16 protein-coding genes are annotated in these 17411 nt (G+C 70.9%); 6 read left to right on the top strand and 10 right to left on the bottom strand.

The genetic code is table 11. The features are described 5' to 3' along the window. Positions 1-36: 36 nt before the first annotated feature. The 6 genes from ACFVKT_RS14600 to ACFVKT_RS14575 all read right to left on the bottom strand — a co-directional run bounded on the left by ACFVKT_RS14600 (position 37) and on the right by ACFVKT_RS14575 (position 8486). Positions 37-2814 (bottom strand): hypothetical protein, encoded by a 2778-nt coding sequence (locus ACFVKT_RS14600; protein WP_385731262.1) that lies wholly within the window; start codon positions 2812-2814, stop codon positions 37-39. A 279-nt stretch (positions 2815-3093) separates the two neighbouring features. Continuing rightward, entirely contained in the window at positions 3094-3621 is a 528-nt protein-coding gene (locus ACFVKT_RS14595; RefSeq protein WP_385731260.1) for an FMN-binding protein, read from the bottom strand. Between the two features lie 55 nt (positions 3622-3676). Further along, positions 3677-5116 carry a ferric reductase-like transmembrane domain-containing protein gene (locus ACFVKT_RS14590; RefSeq protein WP_385731258.1) on the bottom strand — a complete coding sequence of 480 codons (1440 nt, stop codon included), beginning with the start codon at positions 5114-5116 and terminating at the stop codon, positions 3677-3679. Further along, a complete protein-coding gene (locus tag ACFVKT_RS14585) occupies positions 5113-5982 on the bottom strand; it encodes an FAD:protein FMN transferase (RefSeq protein WP_385731256.1) in 870 nt (289 codons plus the stop codon). Before ACFVKT_RS14585 ends, ACFVKT_RS14590 begins: the two co-directional genes overlap by 4 nt. Before the next feature lie 168 nt (positions 5983-6150). Next, a complete protein-coding gene (locus tag ACFVKT_RS14580; RefSeq protein ID WP_385731254.1) occupies positions 6151-7662 on the bottom strand; it encodes a sensor histidine kinase in 1512 nt (503 codons plus the stop codon). Positions 7663-7733: 71 nt separating this feature from the next. After that, positions 7734-8486 carry a response regulator transcription factor gene (locus ACFVKT_RS14575; RefSeq protein WP_385731252.1) on the bottom strand — a complete coding sequence of 251 codons (753 nt, stop codon included), beginning with the start codon at positions 8484-8486 and terminating at the stop codon, positions 7734-7736. 332 nt (positions 8487-8818) lie between these two features. On the opposite strand from ACFVKT_RS14575, the gene ACFVKT_RS14570 reads away from it, so the two are divergent. From ACFVKT_RS14570 to ACFVKT_RS14550, 5 genes are all read left to right on the top strand, one after another. Next, entirely contained in the window at positions 8819-10828 is a 2010-nt protein-coding gene (locus ACFVKT_RS14570) for an ArnT family glycosyltransferase (RefSeq protein WP_385731250.1), read from the top strand. Positions 10829-11093: 265 nt separating this feature from the next. Beyond that, positions 11094-11456 (top strand): sortase-dependent protein, encoded by a 363-nt coding sequence (locus tag ACFVKT_RS14565; protein ID WP_385731248.1) that lies wholly within the window; start codon positions 11094-11096, stop codon positions 11454-11456. Next, positions 11453-12085, top strand: a complete 633-nt coding sequence (locus tag ACFVKT_RS14560) for a class F sortase (protein ID WP_385731246.1) — start codon at positions 11453-11455, stop codon at positions 12083-12085. Before ACFVKT_RS14565 ends, ACFVKT_RS14560 begins: the two co-directional genes overlap by 4 nt. 99 nt (positions 12086-12184) lie before the next feature. Then, positions 12185-12676, top strand: a complete 492-nt coding sequence (locus ACFVKT_RS14555; RefSeq protein WP_385731244.1) for an RNA polymerase sigma factor — start codon at positions 12185-12187, stop codon at positions 12674-12676. Beyond that, a complete protein-coding gene (locus tag ACFVKT_RS14550; RefSeq protein WP_385731242.1) occupies positions 12660-13169 on the top strand; it encodes a hypothetical protein in 510 nt (169 codons plus the stop codon). The genes ACFVKT_RS14555 and ACFVKT_RS14550 overlap by 17 nt, the downstream gene beginning before the upstream one ends. On the opposite strand, the gene ACFVKT_RS14545 is transcribed toward ACFVKT_RS14550, so the two are convergent. After that, entirely contained in the window at positions 13170-13481 is a 312-nt protein-coding gene (locus tag ACFVKT_RS14545) for an IclR family transcriptional regulator C-terminal domain-containing protein (RefSeq protein ID WP_385732101.1), read from the bottom strand. Positions 13482-13706: 225 nt separating this feature from the next. On the opposite strand from ACFVKT_RS14545, the gene ACFVKT_RS14540 reads away from it, so the two are divergent. Further along, a complete protein-coding gene (locus tag ACFVKT_RS14540; protein WP_385731239.1) occupies positions 13707-14237 on the top strand; it encodes a hypothetical protein in 531 nt (176 codons plus the stop codon). Here ACFVKT_RS14540 and ACFVKT_RS14535 read toward each other — a convergent pair. The 3 genes from ACFVKT_RS14535 to ACFVKT_RS14525 form a co-directional block, all read right to left on the bottom strand. Next, complete coding sequence (locus ACFVKT_RS14535) at positions 14227-15381, bottom strand: serine hydrolase domain-containing protein (protein WP_385731237.1); 1155 nt, start codon at positions 15379-15381, stop codon at positions 14227-14229. The genes ACFVKT_RS14540 and ACFVKT_RS14535 overlap by 11 nt on opposite strands. A 170-nt stretch (positions 15382-15551) precedes the next feature. Beyond that, positions 15552-16838 carry a YcaO-like family protein gene (locus tag ACFVKT_RS14530; protein ID WP_385731235.1) on the bottom strand — a complete coding sequence of 429 codons (1287 nt, stop codon included), beginning with the start codon at positions 16836-16838 and terminating at the stop codon, positions 15552-15554. Between the two features lie 96 nt (positions 16839-16934). Continuing rightward, complete coding sequence (locus ACFVKT_RS14525; protein ID WP_385731233.1) at positions 16935-17090, bottom strand: hypothetical protein; 156 nt, start codon at positions 17088-17090, stop codon at positions 16935-16937. Positions 17091-17411 lie beyond the last annotated feature (321 nt).

The following is a 17411-nucleotide window of genomic DNA, read 5'->3' as shown; positions in this document are numbered from 1 at the left end:
CGGACGTACGCAGGGGGCATTGCTCACCTTGTCCGTCTACGGCGCGTCCACCACCGTGCCCGTGACCACGGGGCTGCCGGGCAGCGGCACGCCCTCGTAGTCGGTCACCGCGAGGCGTACCGACTCGGCCGGCTCGGTCAGCTGGTCCTTCACCGTCGGTACGGTGAAGTCGGTGCCGGTGGTTCCGGCGGGGACGGTCGCGTACACCCACTGGAGCACCTGGGAGAGGGGGCGCTCCGGGTCGGGGAGTTCACCGACGAGGTCCATCAGCCACTGCGGGTCCACGTCCTTGGTGGACAGTTCGGCGCCCGCCGTGACCGGGAACGCCAGGACCGGCTGCCAGAGGTCCACCTCGGCGGGCTCGGAGAGGGTGAGCCGCCAGGTCAGCGTGTCCCCCTCGGTCCCCTGGTCCTTGACGGGACTCAGGCTGACCGTGGGCTCCGGGTCGTCGTTCTGGGCGGTGACCCCGCCCCGGTAGGAGCCGATGACGGCGCCGCGTACGGCCTTCGCGAGGACGTCGTACTGCTCGTCATAGTTGAAGCGCGTGTCGCCCTTCACCCCGATGGGCACGTCGACGGCGTTGCCGCCGGCCCTCACCGTGACCACCTTGCTCGTGGACTCCCGGGTGTCGGGGTCGACGACGGCGATACGGACCTTGCCGCTGCCGTGCCCGGAGACCTGCACCGGGACGTGGTAGGTCCGGGTGCCGGAGTCTCCCTCCTTGACGGTGAGCCGGCCGATGTCGACGCGCGGCAGCGCCGCGGCCCTGACCGTCGGGGTGCCGGGAGCCCAGCCCCAGGCGTCCATCAGCCAGGCCTGTCCGGACCCCGAACGCGGTGTCAGCTCAAGGGACTTGATGTGCTTGAGGTCGAGTCCGGCACGGGTGGCCGCGGTCAGCGGGACGCGCAGTTCGCGTGCCCAGTACGAGGCGGTACGCACGCTGCCCGGCAGTCCGTCGACCCGGACCTGGCCGAGCTTGGCCCGGCGGCCGGAAGAGTCGGTGACGGTCACGTCGAGCTTGGTGCCGGTGGTGTTCGGAGGCACGAACACGCGCAGCGCCAGGCTCTTGGCACCGGAGAGTGACACCGGAGCGGCGGGGGAGATCCTGGTCGCGGTGCCCGGCGCCGACCACTTCAGTGCGACCGCGCCGCGGCCGGCCTCCTTGGTCGTGAACCACCACGGGAAGTGCGGCGAGGAACCCTCGGCGTCCGGGGGCAGACAGGCCACCGCCGGGTCGGGATCGAGCGCCGCGCACAGCCTGCCACCGGTCACCTTCACCGGGGCGTCGGGCAGGAAGCCGCCCGTACGGCGGGCGCCGACCGCGTGGGTCAGCACGCGGGCCGGGTCTGCGGACGGGGCGCGTCGGCCCGTGCCGTCGAGCAACGGGCGCACCCGGTCGTCGTCGGCGACGAACAGCCGGGCCGCGGCGGCGATGTAGGTGGAGCCCGCCCGGTGCTGCTGGTCGGAGGTCAGCCGGGTGCTGGTGCCCGGGGAGCACACCGCGTCGGGCTCCTCGTCCGGGAACTCCCAGAAGTCGTCCCAGGAGGGTGCCGCGGCCTTGCCCGGTGTCCACTCGGTGTTGAAGAAATTGTGGTTGGCGCCGACCACGTAGACGGCGCTGTGCAGGGCGCTGCCCTGGCTGACCCCGCGCGTCCCGTCGACGTACACCTCGCCCTGGAGGTCGGAGACGTCGCCGTCGCAGCCGGGGAGGATCGTCGTGGACGGCACGTCGGCGACCGGGTTCTGGCCGAAGATCGTCGGTCCGATGAGGACGGTCCCGCGGATCTTCCAGCGCACGGGGCCCTTGTAGCCGTCCTGTGCGGCGGGCGGCAGGTAGAGGCTGTCCAGGGCGGCTCGGTTGACGCCCTCGCCGCCGCGTGAGTGGCCGACGAGCAGGACCTTGGACAGGTCGGCCTTCGTCGCGCCGGGCACGCCCGCCGGGGCGGTGGCCGGCCTGGCGGCCCAGCCGGCCCACTTGGCGAGGTGCTGTCGTACCAGCGAGGAGCGCGCCTGGGCACCGCCGTCCTCGGCTTCCCCGTCCTGGCCGTTGATGCCGTTCGCGGAGATCGACACCGTCACATAGCCCTGGGAGGCAAGCAGTCTCTGGTCCTGCAGATAGCCCTTGTGGCTGGGGATCGGCTCCGTGCCGGCCGCGCAGGGCCACTCCATGTCCCAGTCGTCCTCGGTCCCGCCCGGCTTGTAGCAGGTGGGGTGGCGGCCGTGCAGGAAGAGCGCGAGGGGCCGCTTGCCGGTGGCGCCCTTGGGCGCGACGACGACGGCCTCCATCTCGACAGGCGCGGCCAGCCCGGGCAGCTTCACCGGGGCGAGGTCGTACTCGCCGGTGACCGTGGAGTAAGAGCCCGGCTTGCCGGGGTCCACGGAGTTCGCCGGGAGTTGAGCCGGGGGCTGGACGGCCGCTGCGGAGGTCGTCGCCTTCTTGTCGGTGCTGTCGGCGGGCGCGTCCAACCGGCGTCCGCTCGCCAGGACTTGGAGGTCATCGAGTGGCGTGGCCCGGTTGACGGCGAGCCGGAACGTGCGGCCGTCCTTGGCCGGTTTCGGTACGCCGAGCAGCCGGCCGTCCGCGTGGAACTCGACACGGGCGTCACCCGCGGGCACGGGTCTGTCCGACCGCCAGACCAGTTCACGCGTGCCGCCATCCCCGGTGACGCGCCAGCCGGGCGGCAGTCCGCTGTCCGCGTCTGCCGTCAACGGCTTTGCCTGGGGCGACTGTTGAGCCTGGGCCAGGCCCGGTAAGCCCGCCAGGGCCGCGAGCACGGCCACGGCGGTGACACCTATTCGCCGGGTTCGGTTCAAGGGTCCCTCCTCGCACTTGGGGCGAGGGCGTCCCGTCCGTCCCGGGAGCCCCTCACGCCTCGTAAGGAAGCGAATGGGGTCCTGTGGGTTGCCTGTGCCGGGGAAGTGGGTGCGGGCAGGGCACGAATCAGGTCACGGGGCCGTCCATCTATCGGACCGGAATCAGGTCATTGCTCATTGGTCATTGCTCATGGGTCATGGGAACCGTCTGGCGATCGGGCAGGATCAAGTCACGGGGACCGTCTGGCCATCGGACAGGACTCGAGTCACCGGGACCGCCTAGCCGTCGAAGCCGCCGCCTCCTCCGAATCCGCCGCCGTGCCCGCGCTCCTCGGATTCGGTGGGCGCCGTGGTGGGTGCGGTGGAGCCGTCGGCGGCTGTGAAACCGGCCTTGTCGAGGGCGGACTGGAGGGATGCGGCATAGCTCTGGCTGGTGATGGTCGCGCCGCTGACCGAGTCGATCGCGGCGCTCTGCTTGGACAGCGCGCTCTCCCGCAGGGTCGGCACCGCGCCGTTGCTGATCTGCACCGACTGCGGTTCGTTGCCGGGTATCTGGAGCGGTTCGACGTCGGTGATCTTCCCGGCCTCGATGGTGACTTGAACCTGGGTGTTGCCGAACTGGGTGCTGATGACGGCGCCGGTTGCGGTGGTGGTGGAGCCGCTCGTCGAGACGGTCGCGTCCTGACCTGCCGTCGAGGAGGACGAAGAGGATGACGCGACGGTCGGGACGACCTCGTGCGGCTTGAACATCAGCACGCCGGTGGTGCCGACAACGGTCGCGACCAGGACGATCGGGGCACGTCGCATGGGGTTCTCCAGAGATGGCCGAGGCTGCCGCCGCCGCTGCCGGGCGGTCGGTACGTCAGAACGCGAACGCCTCGTGGTGGATGTGGAGTTCGGGCACCCCGGCGCCACGGGCGGCGGCGATGACCGTACGGGTGAACTCGTCGGGGCCGCAGACGAAGACGTCCCGGCCGGCGATGTCGGGGACGAGGGTGTGCAGGGCCGCCGCGTTCAGATGAACCGCCTCCCGCGGCCCGGTCAGCGCGTGCAGCAGGCCACGGCGTTTGCCGACCAGACGCTCGAACTCGTCCAGGTGCGCGATGTCTTCGGAGCGCCTGCCGCGCAGCAGGACGACGACGTGGGTGTCCCGGGGCAGGTCGTCGAGGAGGGCGCGGATGGGTGTCGTACCCACGCCGGCGCCGACGAGCAGGACGTTCCGGGACTGGCGTGCGTCGGCGGTGAAGACCCCGTAGGGGCCTTCGAACGCCACCCGGGTTCCCGGGGTGAGCCGGGACAGGGCCGTGCTGTGGTCGCCCAACTCCTTGACCGTGATGCGGAGATGATCCCCTTGAGGAGTGGCCGACAGTGAGTAGGGGTGGGCCTGCCACCACAGCTCACGGCGCAGGAAGCGCCACATCATGAACTGTCCGCCGGCCGTGGGCAGCCGCTCCAGCTGCCGCCCGCTGAGCACGATGGACCAGGTGTTGGGTCCTACGGCGGACACCTGGGCGACACGCAGGTCGTGCCGTACGGACCGCCACAGCGGGAGCCCCACCCGGAAGGTGAGTACGACGATCAGCGCGCCCACCCACAGCGAGGTCCACCAGGCCGTGGCCGGCAAGTGCCCCACGAACGGCGCACCGGTGTCGACCTGGTGGACGAACGAGAGGCCCAGGCCCAGGTAGGTGTAGAGGTGGACGGCCCACCAGGTCTCGTACTTCATCCGGCGTCGTGCCCGCCGGTATGAGGTGACCCCGGCGGCCAGCAGCAGGGCGCTTCCGGCGGTGGCCGACAGGATGCCCGAGTAGGTCCAGAGCAGTTGGCCGATCTCCGCCAGGATTCCCGTCTTCGCCGCGCGCGCGTATCCGACGGTGATCAGCACGGCGTGCGCAAGAAGCAGGTAGAGACCCCAGGGTGCGATCCGCCGGTGCCAGACGATCAACCGGTCCTGGCCCAGGGCGCGTTCCAGCGGCGGGATGCGTGCCGAGAGCAGCACGGTGATGACCATCGCGTATCCGCTGAGCATTCCGGTGATGCGGCCGAGTGCCGTGGCGACACCGCCCGGAGTGGCCAGCGCGCTGACGGTCTGGGCGCCGATACCCAGCGCGAGCGAGATGCCGAGGCCGAGACCGGTGGCGGCGGCCAGCGCGTCGACGACGAGCGGGCGGCGGGGTGCGGGCAGCGTGCGGCGTATCCGCCCGGGGCGCCGTGACGAAGGAGGAGCCGATGGCGGGGGCCAGTTGCGGGGGCGGACCGGAGGCTTGGGCGGGGGCTGCCGGGAGATACGGGGAGCGGTCATGGTGACTCCTCGGCTCTGTCGGCAAGAGGGAAGCCCGGAGTGAGATACACGCGTTCGTCGTCCAGCACCGTCATGGCCTCGTATCCGTCGAGGCCCAGCGTCCAGTCGGCGGCCTCGCGACCCATGGCGAAGGCGGCGGTCGCGTAGGCGTCGGCGGTGCCAAGGTCGGGGCCGCACACGGTGACGGACAGCAGCCCGGTGGGGTGGGAGCGGGTGTGAGGGTCGACGATGTGCTCGCCGCGCTCGTACGTTCCCGAGGTCGCCACCGCGAGGCCGGTGGCGTGCACCACCGCGACCAGGGCTCCGCGGTCGCTCGGGTGCTGGATCCCGATCCGCCAGGGCAGTCCGGCCCCGCGGCTGCCGCGGCTCACGACGTCGCCGCCGGCCGTCAGGCAGAAGTCGGTGATGCCCCAGGCCACCAGCGCGTCGGCGGCCCGCTGCACCGACCAGCCCTTCACCAGGGCGGACGGATCCAGGGACCCCGTCGCCCATACGTCGAAGTATCCGGCTGTTTCCCGGCGCAGTTCCTCGCATCTCTCCAGCACCCACGCCACCTCGGCGTTCGCGTGCCCGGGCGACAACTCCCCGCGCCCGATAAGGGAGATGGCGCTGTCCGGCCGGTAGGTACTGAAGAGGGCGTCGACTTCATGCAGCCAGCGCACCACCCTGTCCGTACCCGAAGTGGCGTCCTCCCTGCGGCAGTTGCGCAGGTCGATGGAGACCACGGTGCCCATGACGTGTTCCACGTGGACGTGCCGGGCAGGCAGGCCGGTCGCCATGCCGGTCGACAGGTCGGTCGCTGTGCCGGTCGCCGTGCCGGTCGCCTTGTCGGTCGACAGGTCGGTAGGGCTTTGGAGTCTGCTCATGGGGCTCCTCGGGAGCTGACGTTGGTCTGCGCTCACCTTCCCGAGCGGACCTCTCAGTTCCCTCTCAGGTCAGGGCGAATACCGGGTCTCCAGCCGCTTTTAAAGGGGAATCTCAGGCAGTGGCGCCGTGAACGGGCTTCTCAAGCAGTGGCACCGTGAACGGGATTCTCAGACAGTGGCATCGTGAGCGGGCTTCTCAGGCAGCAGCACGGTGAACACCGTCGAACCCGGGACGCTCTGGAAGGTCAGAGTGCCGTCGTGGGCCTCCACGATGGCCGCCGCGATGGACAGGCCGAGACCGGCTCCGGCACCGCCGTTCCCGGCGCCCGGGTTGCCCGGGTGGCGGCGGTCGGCGCGGGTGAAGCGCTCGAAGAGCGTCTGCCGGAGCTCCGGGGTGATTCCGGGGCCGTTGTCCGTGACGGTCAAGATGCAGTGGTCCGGGTCGTGTTGGTCCACCCGGACGGTCACCAGGGTGCCGGCCGGGGTGTGCAGACGGGCATTGGCCAGGAGGTTCGTCAGCACCTGCGCCAGGCGGTCGCAGTCGCCGGTGACGGTGACCGGCGTCTCGGGCAGGTCCAGGACCCAGCTGTGGCCGGGGCTCGCCGCCCGGGCGTCGTCCGTGCAGTCGATGACCAGCCGGGTCACGTCGACCGGTTCACGCCGCAGGGGGCGACCGGCGTCGAGGCGGGCGAGCAGCAGCAGGTCGTCGACCATCGCACTCATACGTGCCGCCTCGGCCGCCACCCGGTCGAGGGCCCGCTCCACCTTGGCGGGCACCGGGCCGGGGTGGCGCAGGGCGAGTTCGGCGTGGCCGCGGATCGAGGCGACCGGGGTGCGCAGTTCATGGCTGGCGTCGGCGGCGAAGCTGCGCAACCGTTCCTCACTGGTGTGGCGTTTGGCCAGGGCCTCCTGGACGTGGCCGAGCATGCGGTCGAGGGCGGCGGCCACCTGGCCCGCCTCGCTGTGCGGATCGCCCGCCGCCGTCGGTCCCGGCAGGGTGACCGCGCCGCTGTCCAGCTTTAGGGCGGCGACGGCCGCAGCGGTGTCCGCGACCCGGCGCAGGGGGCGCAGCGACCGGCGTACCCACAGGGCACCGGCGACTCCGGTGATCACCAGCGCTCCGCCGAAGACCACGGAGGAGGCCATGGCCAGGCGCTTCACCGTGTTCTGGAGGGGCGCCAGCGGCAGGCCGCTGACCAGGATGTCGTCGTCCTTGCCCGCGCAGGCGTAGACGCGGTAGTCGCCGAGGGTCGAGAGAGTGACGCTGTGGGCGCTTCCGTCGGTGGGGATGCCGTTGAGTGTCGCTTCGTCGGCCGCGTCGAGGGTGACCCAGGTGCGCCGGTTGGCCCGGACGACGGCGGCGTCGCTGATCCTCGCGTCGGTCAGCCGTGCGCCGAAGGTGCCGATCGCCTGCCCCCGTGTGTCGGCGCTCCTGTCGACCATCGTGCGTCCTTGGTCGTTGTCCCCGACTGTCCGCTGTTCCGTGAGTTGTCGCAGCGTGGAGGGGAAGAGGCAGCCGGAGTCGGCGAGTTGATGGTCGAGTTGGCTGGTGAGGTAGCTGCGCAGGGCGAACACGCTCGTCAGACCGACGGTCGCGCAGCTCAGCGCGAGCAGGACGACCAGGCCACAGGTGAGCTTGGCGCGCAGGGTGCGGGGGAGGAGCGCGCGGAGGTGCAGCATGCGAGGGCGCAGCGTTCGGGGGAGGAGCGTTCGGGGACGCAGCCGGTTCAGCCGGGAGCGCGTCGCCGCCTTCATGACGAGGTGGGTTTGAGGACGTAGCCGACACCGCGCACGGTATGGATCATCGGCGGTCGGCCGGCGTCCACCTTCTTGCGCAGATACGAGATGTACAGCTCGACCACGTGTGCGTGGTGGCCGTAGTCGTAGGACCAGATCCGTTCGAGGATCAGCGTCTTGCTGAGCACCTGGCGCGGATGCTGCATCAGCAGCCGCAGGAGGGCGTACTCGGTGGGGGAGAGGGCGATGACCTCACCGTCGCGGGTGACTTCGTGGGCGTCCTCGTCGAGTACCAGATCGCCGACGGTCAGCGCGGTCTCCCCCGCACTCCGGCGGGCCATTCCCGCCCGCCGCAGCAGGCCGTGCAGCCGGGCGGTGACCTCGTCCAGGCTGAACGGCTTGGTGACGTAGTCGTCGCCGCCCGCCCGGATCCCGGCGACCCGGTCCTCGACCGCGTCCCGCGCGGTGAGGAACAGCACGCAGACCAGGGGCAGTTCGGCGCGGATCTCACGCAGCACCGTGAATCCGTCGGCGTCGGGGAGCATCACGTCGAGGATCACCGCGTCCGGCCGGAACTCGGCCGTGGTCCGCACCGCGGTAGCCCGGTCGGCGGCGAAGCGTGCGTCGTAGCCCTCGTAGGCCAACGCGCCGCACAACACCTCGGTGAGGTCCGGCTCGTCGTCGACCACGAGAACCCGGACACGTGTGCCGTCGGGGCGGACCAGTGGCGGCGCCGTGGCCGCGGGGTCGGCAGGGCTTGGAGTCACCGGGACATCACTACCGGCCGATTCTGAGATTCGCCTGAGATGTACGTGCTCTGGGGGTGAGCGCGGAGCAGGGCTCCAGGCCGGCGGCGGCGCCGGTGACGCGCTCTCCTTCCTGGTCAGCGATGGTCCACGGCCCTGGAAGGACGCGCTCGGGCAACTGGCCCCGGCCGCTGAGCTGAGAGCGGGCTGAGAGGTCTGCCGGGCAGGGTGAGAGGCCTGCCGGGCAGGGTGAGAGGCCTGCCGGGCAGGGTGCCGGCCGGGCCGGAGGGGACTCCACGGCCAGGCCGAGGAGGCGCTCCCACATCCCGACGTCCACCCCCACAAGGAGACACATGACCACGCTCAACCCCTCTGTTCTTGAGGGACCGTTGCCACCTCGGACGGCTGAGGAAGTCGGCCGCGTAGCCAGTCCGTCATGGGAACGGCCCGCCTTCTGGGCGCTGTTGTGCGTCGCGGCGGTGGCCTTCCTCTGGGATCTGGGGGCGTCGGGCTTCGGGAACGAGTTCTACGCGGCGGCCGCCCAAGCGGGCGGTGAGAGCTGGAAAGCCGCCTTCTTCGGGGCCTCGGACGCGGGGAACTCGATCACCGTGGACAAGCCACCGGTCGCGCTGTGGCCCATAGACGTCTCCGTGCGCCTCTTCGGACTCGGGTCCTGGCAGATCCTCGCTCCCGAGGCGCTGATGGGCGTCGCCACTGTCGGCGTGCTGTACGCGGCGGTGCGGCGACTGTACGGACCGGCCGCCGGTCTGCTGGCCGGAGCGCTGCTGGCGCTGACTCCGGTCGCGGCCCTGATGTTCCGCTTCAACAACCCCGACGCGCTGCTGACCCTGCTCATGGTGTGCGCGCTGTACTGCTTCCAGCGCGCCCTGGAAGGAAACCGGGCCGTCCGCTGGATGGTGCTCACCGGGGTCTGCTTCGGTCTCGCCTTCCTGGTAAAGACCTTGCAGGCGTGGCTGATCCTGCCCGCGCTGACGGTGGTCTACCTGGTCTGCGCGGCCCTGCCGCTGGGCAAGCGGATCGGCCATGTCCTGCTGGCCGGGGCCGCGATCGTGGTCAGCAGCGGCTGGTGGGTGGCCGTCGTCGAACTGTGGCCCGCCGACTCCCGCCCCTACGTGGGCGGTTCCACCAACAACAGCTTTCTCGACCTGACCCTCGGCTACAACGGACTGGGTCGCATCACCGGTGAGGACAAGGGCGGCGGTTCCCCATCGGGCAGCATGCCGAGCGGCGGTGGAGGCGCCGGAGGCAGGGACGAGGCCGGCGGCATCACCCGGATGTTCGACAGCGCGCTGGGCAGCCAGATCTCCTGGCTCCTGCCCGCGGCCCTGATCCTTCTGGTGGCCGCGCTGGTGATCACCCGCAGGGCCGCCCGAACGGACCTGCACCGTGCGGGCTTTCTGGCCTGGGGCGGCGCCCTCGTATGCACCGCGGTGACCTTCAGTTTCATGTCCGGGATCTTCCACGAGTACTACACCGTCGCGCTGGCTCCGTACATCGCCGCGCTTGTCGCCATGGGCACGGTCCTCCTCTGGCGCCTGCGTGGCCGGGTTGCGGCGGCGGCCCTGGCGGTGACGGTCGCGGCAACGGCGGGATGGGCGTTCGTCCTGCTCGGCCGCGCCGAAGGCTGGTCCTCCCAACTGCGCTGGCCGGTACTGGTCGTAGGGCTGCTGGCCGCAGCCGGGATCGCGCTCGCACGCCTTCTCCCGCGGCGCCTGGCCCTCGGGGCGACGGGGCTCGCGCTGGCAGCCGTACTGGCCGGACCCGCCTCCTACACGTGGGCCACGGTCACCACGGCCCACACCGGTCAGACCCCACTCGCCGGCCCCGCCTCGGCAGCCGACGCGCAGGGACACGGCGGACCCCCTGGCGCAGGCGCACCCCAAAGCGGGGCAGCACAAAGCGGGCAGCAGACCGCCGGGCAAGACGCACCATCCGGTACGGCGAAGGGTGGCAGCGGCAGCAGGCTGGGGAGCGTCGACGCGGTCACGCCCCAACTGCGGGCCACGCTGGCCGAGGACGCCTCGGCGTACACCTGGGTGGCCGCGACCGTCGCCTCGGACAATCAGACCTGGCTGCAACTCGCCGTCGGCGAACCGGTCATGCCCATCGGCGGCTTCAGCGGCGGAGACCCGGCGCCGACCCTGGCGCAGTTCAAGCAGTACGTCGCCGACGGGAAGATCCACTATTTCGTGGCCCAGGGCGACGAGGACAGTGGCGGCGGCTTCAGCCGCGACGGCACCGACACCACCGGATCGCAGATCTCCTCCTGGGTGACGACGACCTTCACCCCGCAGACCGTGGGCACGACGACGCTGTACGACCTCACCGCCGCTACCGGCTGATCTCCGGTCGGGTAGCTGCCGCCGGCTGATTCCACACCGGGCGGCCGCCGCCAGTTGATCTCACGTCAGTCGTTCGATGCGACGCCCCACGTCGCTCGCCGGCCGTGTGTACGGCGAGCAACGTGGGCCCCCGGTTCGGCAGTCCGCCAACCGGCTTTGCCAGCTCTTTACAACGCACTCCACCGCTGCCTCGTCTCTTCTCTCGATCCGTACCACCCAGCCCGCCGGTCAAGAGCGCGGGCGGGCCGACGAAAGAGAGCGATTCATGCGCCGAACTGTCCTCAGCGCCATGGCACTCGCGTGCACCGCCGTGCTGGCGAGCACGGTGCCCGCGTTCGCCGACGGGACGTCCCCGAGCCCGGTCCCCACCCGCGCTGCCGAGAGCGTGTCCCCGACTCCGGTCCCGAGCGGCGAACCGACCAAGGCCCCTGCCCAGAGCGCCGAACCGAGCAGCGCGCCCGCCCCGGCCGAGGTCGCCGAGGTACCGAAGGGAGCGCCCGACACCGGTGTGGCGACGACACAGTCCGGCACCGACGGCGCGCTTATCGGCGGGAGCGCGGCCGCGGTCTTCGCGGCGGGCGGCGCGGCGTTCTATCTCGTACGGCGTCGGCAGGCGACCGGGGCATGACCTCGCCCTCCAGGCGCGCGTTCACCACCGCGGCGCTGGCCTCGTTGCTCGTGAGCTGCGGCGGTGGCGGTGGCGGTGGGGCCGGGGGACAGCCCACGACCGCGCGCCCGAGCACGAGTGGGAGCACCTCGCCGTCCTCGCGGTCCTCCGCGCAGGCGACGCACGCTCTCGCGTCCTCGGTGCCGGTCAGGCTGCAGATCCCGGCCATCGAGGTCGACACCCCGGTCATGCGGCTCGGGTTGGCCGCGGACGGCACCGTGCAGGTCCCGCCGATCACGGCGCACGACCAGGCGGGCTGGTACCGGCACTCCCCGACGCCGGGCCAGACCGGCCCGTCGGTGATCCTCGGCCATGTCACGGTCGGCGACTACGGGGACGGCGTCTTCCGCCATCTCGCCGGCCTGCACCGGGGAGACAGGATCGTGGCGCGCCTGGAGAACGGCACAGCGGCGGTGTTCGGCGTCACGTCGATACGGACGGTCGCCAAGGCGGACTTCCCGACGGACGACGTCTACGGTGACGTGGGCCGTCCGGAACTGCGCCTCATCACCTGCGGCGGGACGCTCACCGATGACGGCTACCTCGACAACGTGATCGTCTTCGCGGCGCTGAGCGACACAAGTCCCTGACCCGCGCCCCTTGAACACGGACCCCGGGCCGCCGTTGCCCGTACGACAGCGGCGGCCCGGGATCCTTCCCCCACGAGTGCAACACGACCATGGAGAGCGTTGAAACGGTCCCGCGAGAAGGCAGCGTCCGAGCTGTTCGCCGCCCTCTACCCGCGCCTGGCCGGCTGGTGCCGTCGCCTGGTCGACGACGACGAGACGGCCCACGAGATCGCCTCGGAGGCGTTCACCCGGCTCTGGGCACGCTGGACGTCGGTCGAGGAGCCCCGCGGGTTCCTCTACGTCACCGCGGCCAACCTCGTCCGGGACCACTGGCGCAAGACCGAGCGCGAACGCAGAGCCGTGCGCCGTGCGACGGTCGAAGCCGCCGTCCGCCCGGGGATCGAACAGGCCGACCCCTCGGTACGCCTGCTCGTGCAGTCCCTGCCGGAACGACTGCGCGTCCCGATCCTGCTGCACTACTACGCTGACATGCCGATCCGGGAGGTTTCCGTGCTGACCGGGCGCAAGGAAGGAACCATCAAGGCCGACCTCCACGCGGCCCGAGAACTGCTGCGAGCCCACCTGAGGAGAAGCCTTGATCACTCACTCTGACCACGGTCCGGACTCCGACCCCGACGACCCGCTCGCCATCATCCTGCGGCCCTCCTCCGAGTACCTCGGCCCGCCCCCCGGCCGCTACGAGGCGATCCGCCGCGGTGCGGCCCGCCGCAGGCTGCTCCGCGCCGCGGCCGGAGTCGGCCTGTCGTGCGCGGTCGCCGCCGTCATCGCCCTGCCCGTCCTCCTGGCGGCCCCCGAGCCCTCCGTGTCCCCGACGGTCCCCCTGGCCCCGCCCCCGGCGACCAGCCCGCTGCCCGCGACCACCGCCCCCGCCACGTCCGCTCCTCCGGCCACCAGCAGCCCCTCATCGGCGCCCACCCCGTCGGCGAAGCCCAACCCCCTCGACCCCCGCCCCAGCAAGGGGGCCTCGATCACCAGCCGCAGCACCCCGACCCGCGCGCCGTCGGAGACACCGCCCGAGCCGGCCACCGAGGCGTCGACGCGTCCGGGCACGGCGGAGCCCACACAAGCGGCCCCGCAGGGGTGACTACAGTCGCGCCGCCGCACCCGGAGGCGCGTCGAGTGCCCGGCCGATGGCGGCCGCTGCCTCCCGTACGGCGGGAGCGAGCCGATCCTGCGGGGCGGCGGTTCCGGTGGTCACAGCGACCGCGGCCACGGTGAGACCGGCGCGTGACACCGGGGCGGCCAGGGAGAGTTCACCGAGCCGGTACTCCTCGTGAGCTCCGGCCAGACCGGTCTCACGGATCCGCGCCAACTGGGCGCGGAGGGGGCCGGGCGCGGTCAGGGTGTACGGGGTGTGGCGTACGACGGTGGCAGGCGCGCCGTGTCCGTACGCCAGCAGTACCTTCCCCGCCGCGGTCGCGTGCAGCGGCCCGCATCCTCGGGATCCCGTACGGCGAGGTCATGCAGGCGGCCCTGATCCCGGTCGCGTACACCCTCGGCACCGACTTCCGCCCGGCCCGCAGGGTCTCCCGCGAGGAGGTGCTGCACTGGGACGCGTGGTGAGGCAGGACACGAGAGGGTCAGTTTTGAACGTGTTCAACTCCAGGCGTACGCTCATGCCATGAGCGACAGATCCGCCCTTCTGAAGGGCATCCGCGCGTGGTTGGTCCTCTTCGTCGTCTGCCTGGTGCTCAGCGGGGCCACGGCCTTCCCCCTGGTACACGAACTGCACTGGACCGAGGACGTGTTGAGGGCACTGTCCGTGCCCGACCACCTCCCCGGGCTGATGGACTGGATCGAGCGGGTACGCCGGGGGCTCGACGCCACCGACGCGGAGTACCCCTTCGTGCTGTACGGCACGGACTGGCTGGCGTTCGCGCATCTGGTGATCGCCGTCGCCTTCTACGGGCCCTACCGCGACCCCGTACGCAACATCTGGGTCGTCGAGTTCGGCATGATCGCCTGCGCCGGGATCATCCCGCTCGCGCTGATCTGCGGACCGATCAGGGGAATCCCCGTGTGGTGGACGGTCATCGACATGTCGTTCGGGATCATCGGCGTGATCCCGCTGTACGCGGTACGCAGAAAGATCAAGCGCCTGGAAGCGCTCACCGCCGTCGCACCTCCGACGGCGGCCGCCGTCACAGCGTGAACGTCGCCCGCACGATGCGCTCGGCGACGGCATTCATCCCCTGCCCCTTCGCGTCGGTCGAGTTGACGGAGTAGACGAGGGTCCGGGACAGGTCGCGGGTGGCGGCGATGATCGTGTTGTAGCCCCAGCGGCCGCCCGACTTCAGCCACAACTCCGTGCCGTCCTCGGCGACATACCGCTCGAGCCCCGCGCTCATCGTGGCCCCGGGAATGCCGGCCGGAACCGTGAACATCTCCCTCAACTGCCGCTGCGGCACCACCTGTCCACGGAACAGGGCCTTCAGGAACCGCTCCAGATCCGCCGTCGTGGAGATCATGGCCCCCGCAGCCCCGGCGTCCGTGGCACCCCACACCGTGACATCGCGCAACTCCGTCGTCCCGTCAGCGCGCGGCACGGCCTGATAGCCGTGATTGTGCGGCCCCCTGATCTCCGGGTCGGTGCCCGGGAAGTACGTGTTCCGCATCCCCAGCGGGCCGAAGATCCTGCGGGCCGCCTCCTGATCGTAGGAGTGCCCCGTGACCCGCTCGATCAGCACCTCGAGGACGGTGTAGCCGATGTTGAGGTAGTGCTGCGCGGTGCCCGGCGCGAACTCGGGCTTCTTCGCGGTGGCCGAGGCGACCATCTCGCGGGCCGTGTGGATGTCGAAACGGTGGGCGTACGCCTCCTCGAAGGTGTCGCCCGGGAAGTCGGGCGCCGGAATTCCGCTGGTGTGGTTGAGGAGTTGACGCACGGTCACGCGCTTGTACGAGGACGGGATCAGGTCCGGCAGATAGTGCCGGGCGGGCAGACCGAGGTCCACGTCACCCTCCGCCACGAGCTGGAGCACGACGGCCGCCGTGACCACCTTCGTCGTCGAACCGGCTCTGAACAGCCCGTCCGGGTCCGCCGCCGAGCCGCTTGCGAGATCGTGCACCCCGGCACTCCCGCGCCAGCTCCCGTCGGTGCCCCCGACCCGTACGAGCGCGGCCGTCGCGTCGTCGTTCGGCAGCCCGGCGAGCGCGGCGGCCAGGGCGTCGGCGTCCGGGCCCGCGGCGGTGGACCGGGTGACCCCGACGGGGGACGCGAACGCGGGGACGGCCAACGGGCCCGCCGCCAGCCCCAGGACGAGGGTGGCGGCGATAGCTGTGACGGTGCGTGCACGCATGGGCTGCTCCTGGTGGGCGGGGGCGTTTGAGATCATCCTCTGGCCGTCCCCGCCCGCCCGGATCCTCTCTGGGAAGGGTCCTGTCCCTGGTGCGGACCCTGAGCAACTCCCTTACTGGACAAGGGTGTTGTCAGGGATCACCCCTACGGCACCACAGCCGCGTCGCGCGGTCAGCGGGCGGCCTGAGTGTCGTGGAGCAGGGCGGTGCCGCGCTCGCCGGGGAGGACGAGGTTGCCGTCCGTGACGATGGCGAAGCGCTCCATGCCGGGCACAAAGAGGTTCACCACGGCAAGGTCGTCGGTCACGTACTGCTCCCGGCGGTAGACAGCGCAGCCTCGCTGGGTCAGTACGTCCAGCAGGTGGTCCAGGTGCCCTTGCGGTGAACCGGGAGCCTCGGTGTCCTGGAACGCGACGTACTCGGCCCGTTCCCTCAGCGGCTCGGCGAAGTCCGCGAGGTAGCAGGCGTGCAGCCGGGGATGGCCGCCTGTCTTGATTCGCCGTGTGGGCAACTGGTCGGCGAGACGGTCCCTCAGGGGTGCGCCCAGGTACTGCTGGATCAGTTCGGTGAGCGACCGTTCGATCGCGTAACTGCGGGACAGGGACGCGCCGCAGCCCCGGACGTGGGACGGCTCGCCCGGCGTGGGCTGTACGTAGGCCGTGTACGCGGGTACTTCCACGTCCGTCGTCATGTCGATGATCCAGACGCGCTGTCCGGTCATCGCCTCCGCGGCTGCGAGCAACTCGGCCAGGTCCTGCGGCAGCGTCGCGGGGTCGACCACACGCAGGGGCCCGGGCCGACGGGAGAGGAACTGGTCCACCAGCAAGAGGGAGAGGGCGTCGCGTTCGATGATCTCGTTCAGTCCGTGTACGGATGCTTCCGTGACGTCGGAGCCTCCTGCCCACCCGCTGTTCACGGAGTACCGCCCCACTGAGACATAGGGGTAGTCGTCGCCGACCGCGGTGCGCAGGGCGGCGGAGTGGTCCTCCAGGTAGTCGGGTACCGAGAGGAACAGCGGTATCCAGACGCCCGGGCCGCCTGTCAGCGCGTCGTACGACAGGCATGCCAGCGGCTCGTCCGGTCCCTCGGCCAGCAGGGCGACCGCCTTGTCCCGCGCCGCTTCTCCGGTCGCCACTTCGTACGCCGAGCGCAGCGTCAGGTCGTCCGCCGTCAGTCGGTCGACTCCGCTGAGGTGGTGTTCCAGCGCCTCGAAGACGGCGCCCACGCGGGAGGCTTCAGTGTGGCCCTTGCCCATGCCCAAGGCGCCGTGCGCTATGTCCTCTCCGCGGTGCAGGGTGCAGAGCCACGCCCCCGGATCCGCGTCGGTGACGGCCTCAAGGCGAGCGGTCAGGCCCAGGCCGGAGACAGCGCGCATGCCGGCGTCGAAAGCCTCGGCGAGGGCGAGGGCGCGTTCGCCGCACTGTCGCTCGGCAGCAGAAATGGAAGAGCTCTTTCCCATGCGGATTCTCTCCTCGTTCGGAAACGGAGACGAAACCGCGGCCCGGAGGAAAGTCCCGGGCCGCGGTGTTCATTCGACTGCTACCGGGCGGAGACGTCAGGCGTTCTCGACGTCCTCTACTCCGTCCGCCGTCTCGTCGGCGAGCTCGGCAAGCGCCTTGGTCTCGCTGGCGGCCAGAATGGTCTCCTCCGGGCTGAATCCGTACTTTTCACCGAGCAGGCCCATGGTGTTCTCCGTTCTTTGGCGGCGCACCGGCCCGCAGGCCGGCGCGCCGGTATCGGGTGCCTCGCAGCGAGTGGCGGTAAGTCGCTCGCTGCGATGAATGAAGTCTTGCCGACCCGAGACCTCTTCGCCGCCTGAATGCCGGCCAACTCCCCTTTTAGGGAAAGGAGTTGCTCTGTACATGGTCCGCCCAAGGGAAAGGAATGGTTGTACCAAGTTCCTTTTGGCGCGCCCCGGTTTGCGCCCGCGCCGATGCGGTCGGATGAGACTGGGCTCATCCCTTCATTAATTCTGAGTCATCGAGTTGTGTCCGGAATTGGCCCCTGGGAAGTTGCGCGGAGAGGAGGGGCG

The sequence above is a fragment of the Streptomyces sp. NPDC127595 genome (assembly GCF_042671685.1).
Taxonomy (GTDB): Bacteria; Actinomycetota; Actinomycetes; order Streptomycetales; family Streptomycetaceae; genus Streptomyces.
Note: the sequence above shows the minus strand (reverse complement) of the source record. Positions and strands in the feature narration are given on the sequence as shown.

What these genes read in the sequence shown, in the direction of transcription:
- ACFVKT_RS14530 (WP_385731235.1), bottom strand. Translation starts at nt 16,838, where the DNA reads ATGGGAAAGAGCTCTTCCATTTCTGCTGCCGAGCGACAGTGCGGCGAA.
- ACFVKT_RS14590 (WP_385731258.1), bottom strand. Translation starts at nt 5,116, where the DNA reads ATGACCGCTCCCCGTATCTCCCGGCAGCCCCCGCCCAAGCCTCCGGTC.
- ACFVKT_RS14535 (WP_385731237.1), bottom strand. Translation starts at nt 15,381, where the DNA reads ATGCGTGCACGCACCGTCACAGCTATCGCCGCCACCCTCGTCCTGGGG.
- ACFVKT_RS14565 (WP_385731248.1), top strand. Translation starts at nt 11,094, where the DNA reads ATGCGCCGAACTGTCCTCAGCGCCATGGCACTCGCGTGCACCGCCGTG.
- ACFVKT_RS14580 (WP_385731254.1), bottom strand. Translation starts at nt 7,662, where the DNA reads ATGCTGCACCTCCGCGCGCTCCTCCCCCGCACCCTGCGCGCCAAGCTC.
- ACFVKT_RS14585 (WP_385731256.1), bottom strand. Translation starts at nt 5,982, where the DNA reads ATGAGCAGACTCCAAAGCCCTACCGACCTGTCGACCGACAAGGCGACC.
- ACFVKT_RS14595 (WP_385731260.1), bottom strand. Translation starts at nt 3,621, where the DNA reads ATGCGACGTGCCCCGATCGTCCTGGTCGCGACCGTTGTCGGCACCACC.
- ACFVKT_RS14560 (WP_385731246.1), top strand. Translation starts at nt 11,453, where the DNA reads ATGACCTCGCCCTCCAGGCGCGCGTTCACCACCGCGGCGCTGGCCTCG.
- ACFVKT_RS14540 (WP_385731239.1), top strand. Translation starts at nt 13,707, where the DNA reads ATGAGCGACAGATCCGCCCTTCTGAAGGGCATCCGCGCGTGGTTGGTC.
- ACFVKT_RS14570 (WP_385731250.1), top strand. Translation starts at nt 8,819, where the DNA reads ATGACCACGCTCAACCCCTCTGTTCTTGAGGGACCGTTGCCACCTCGG.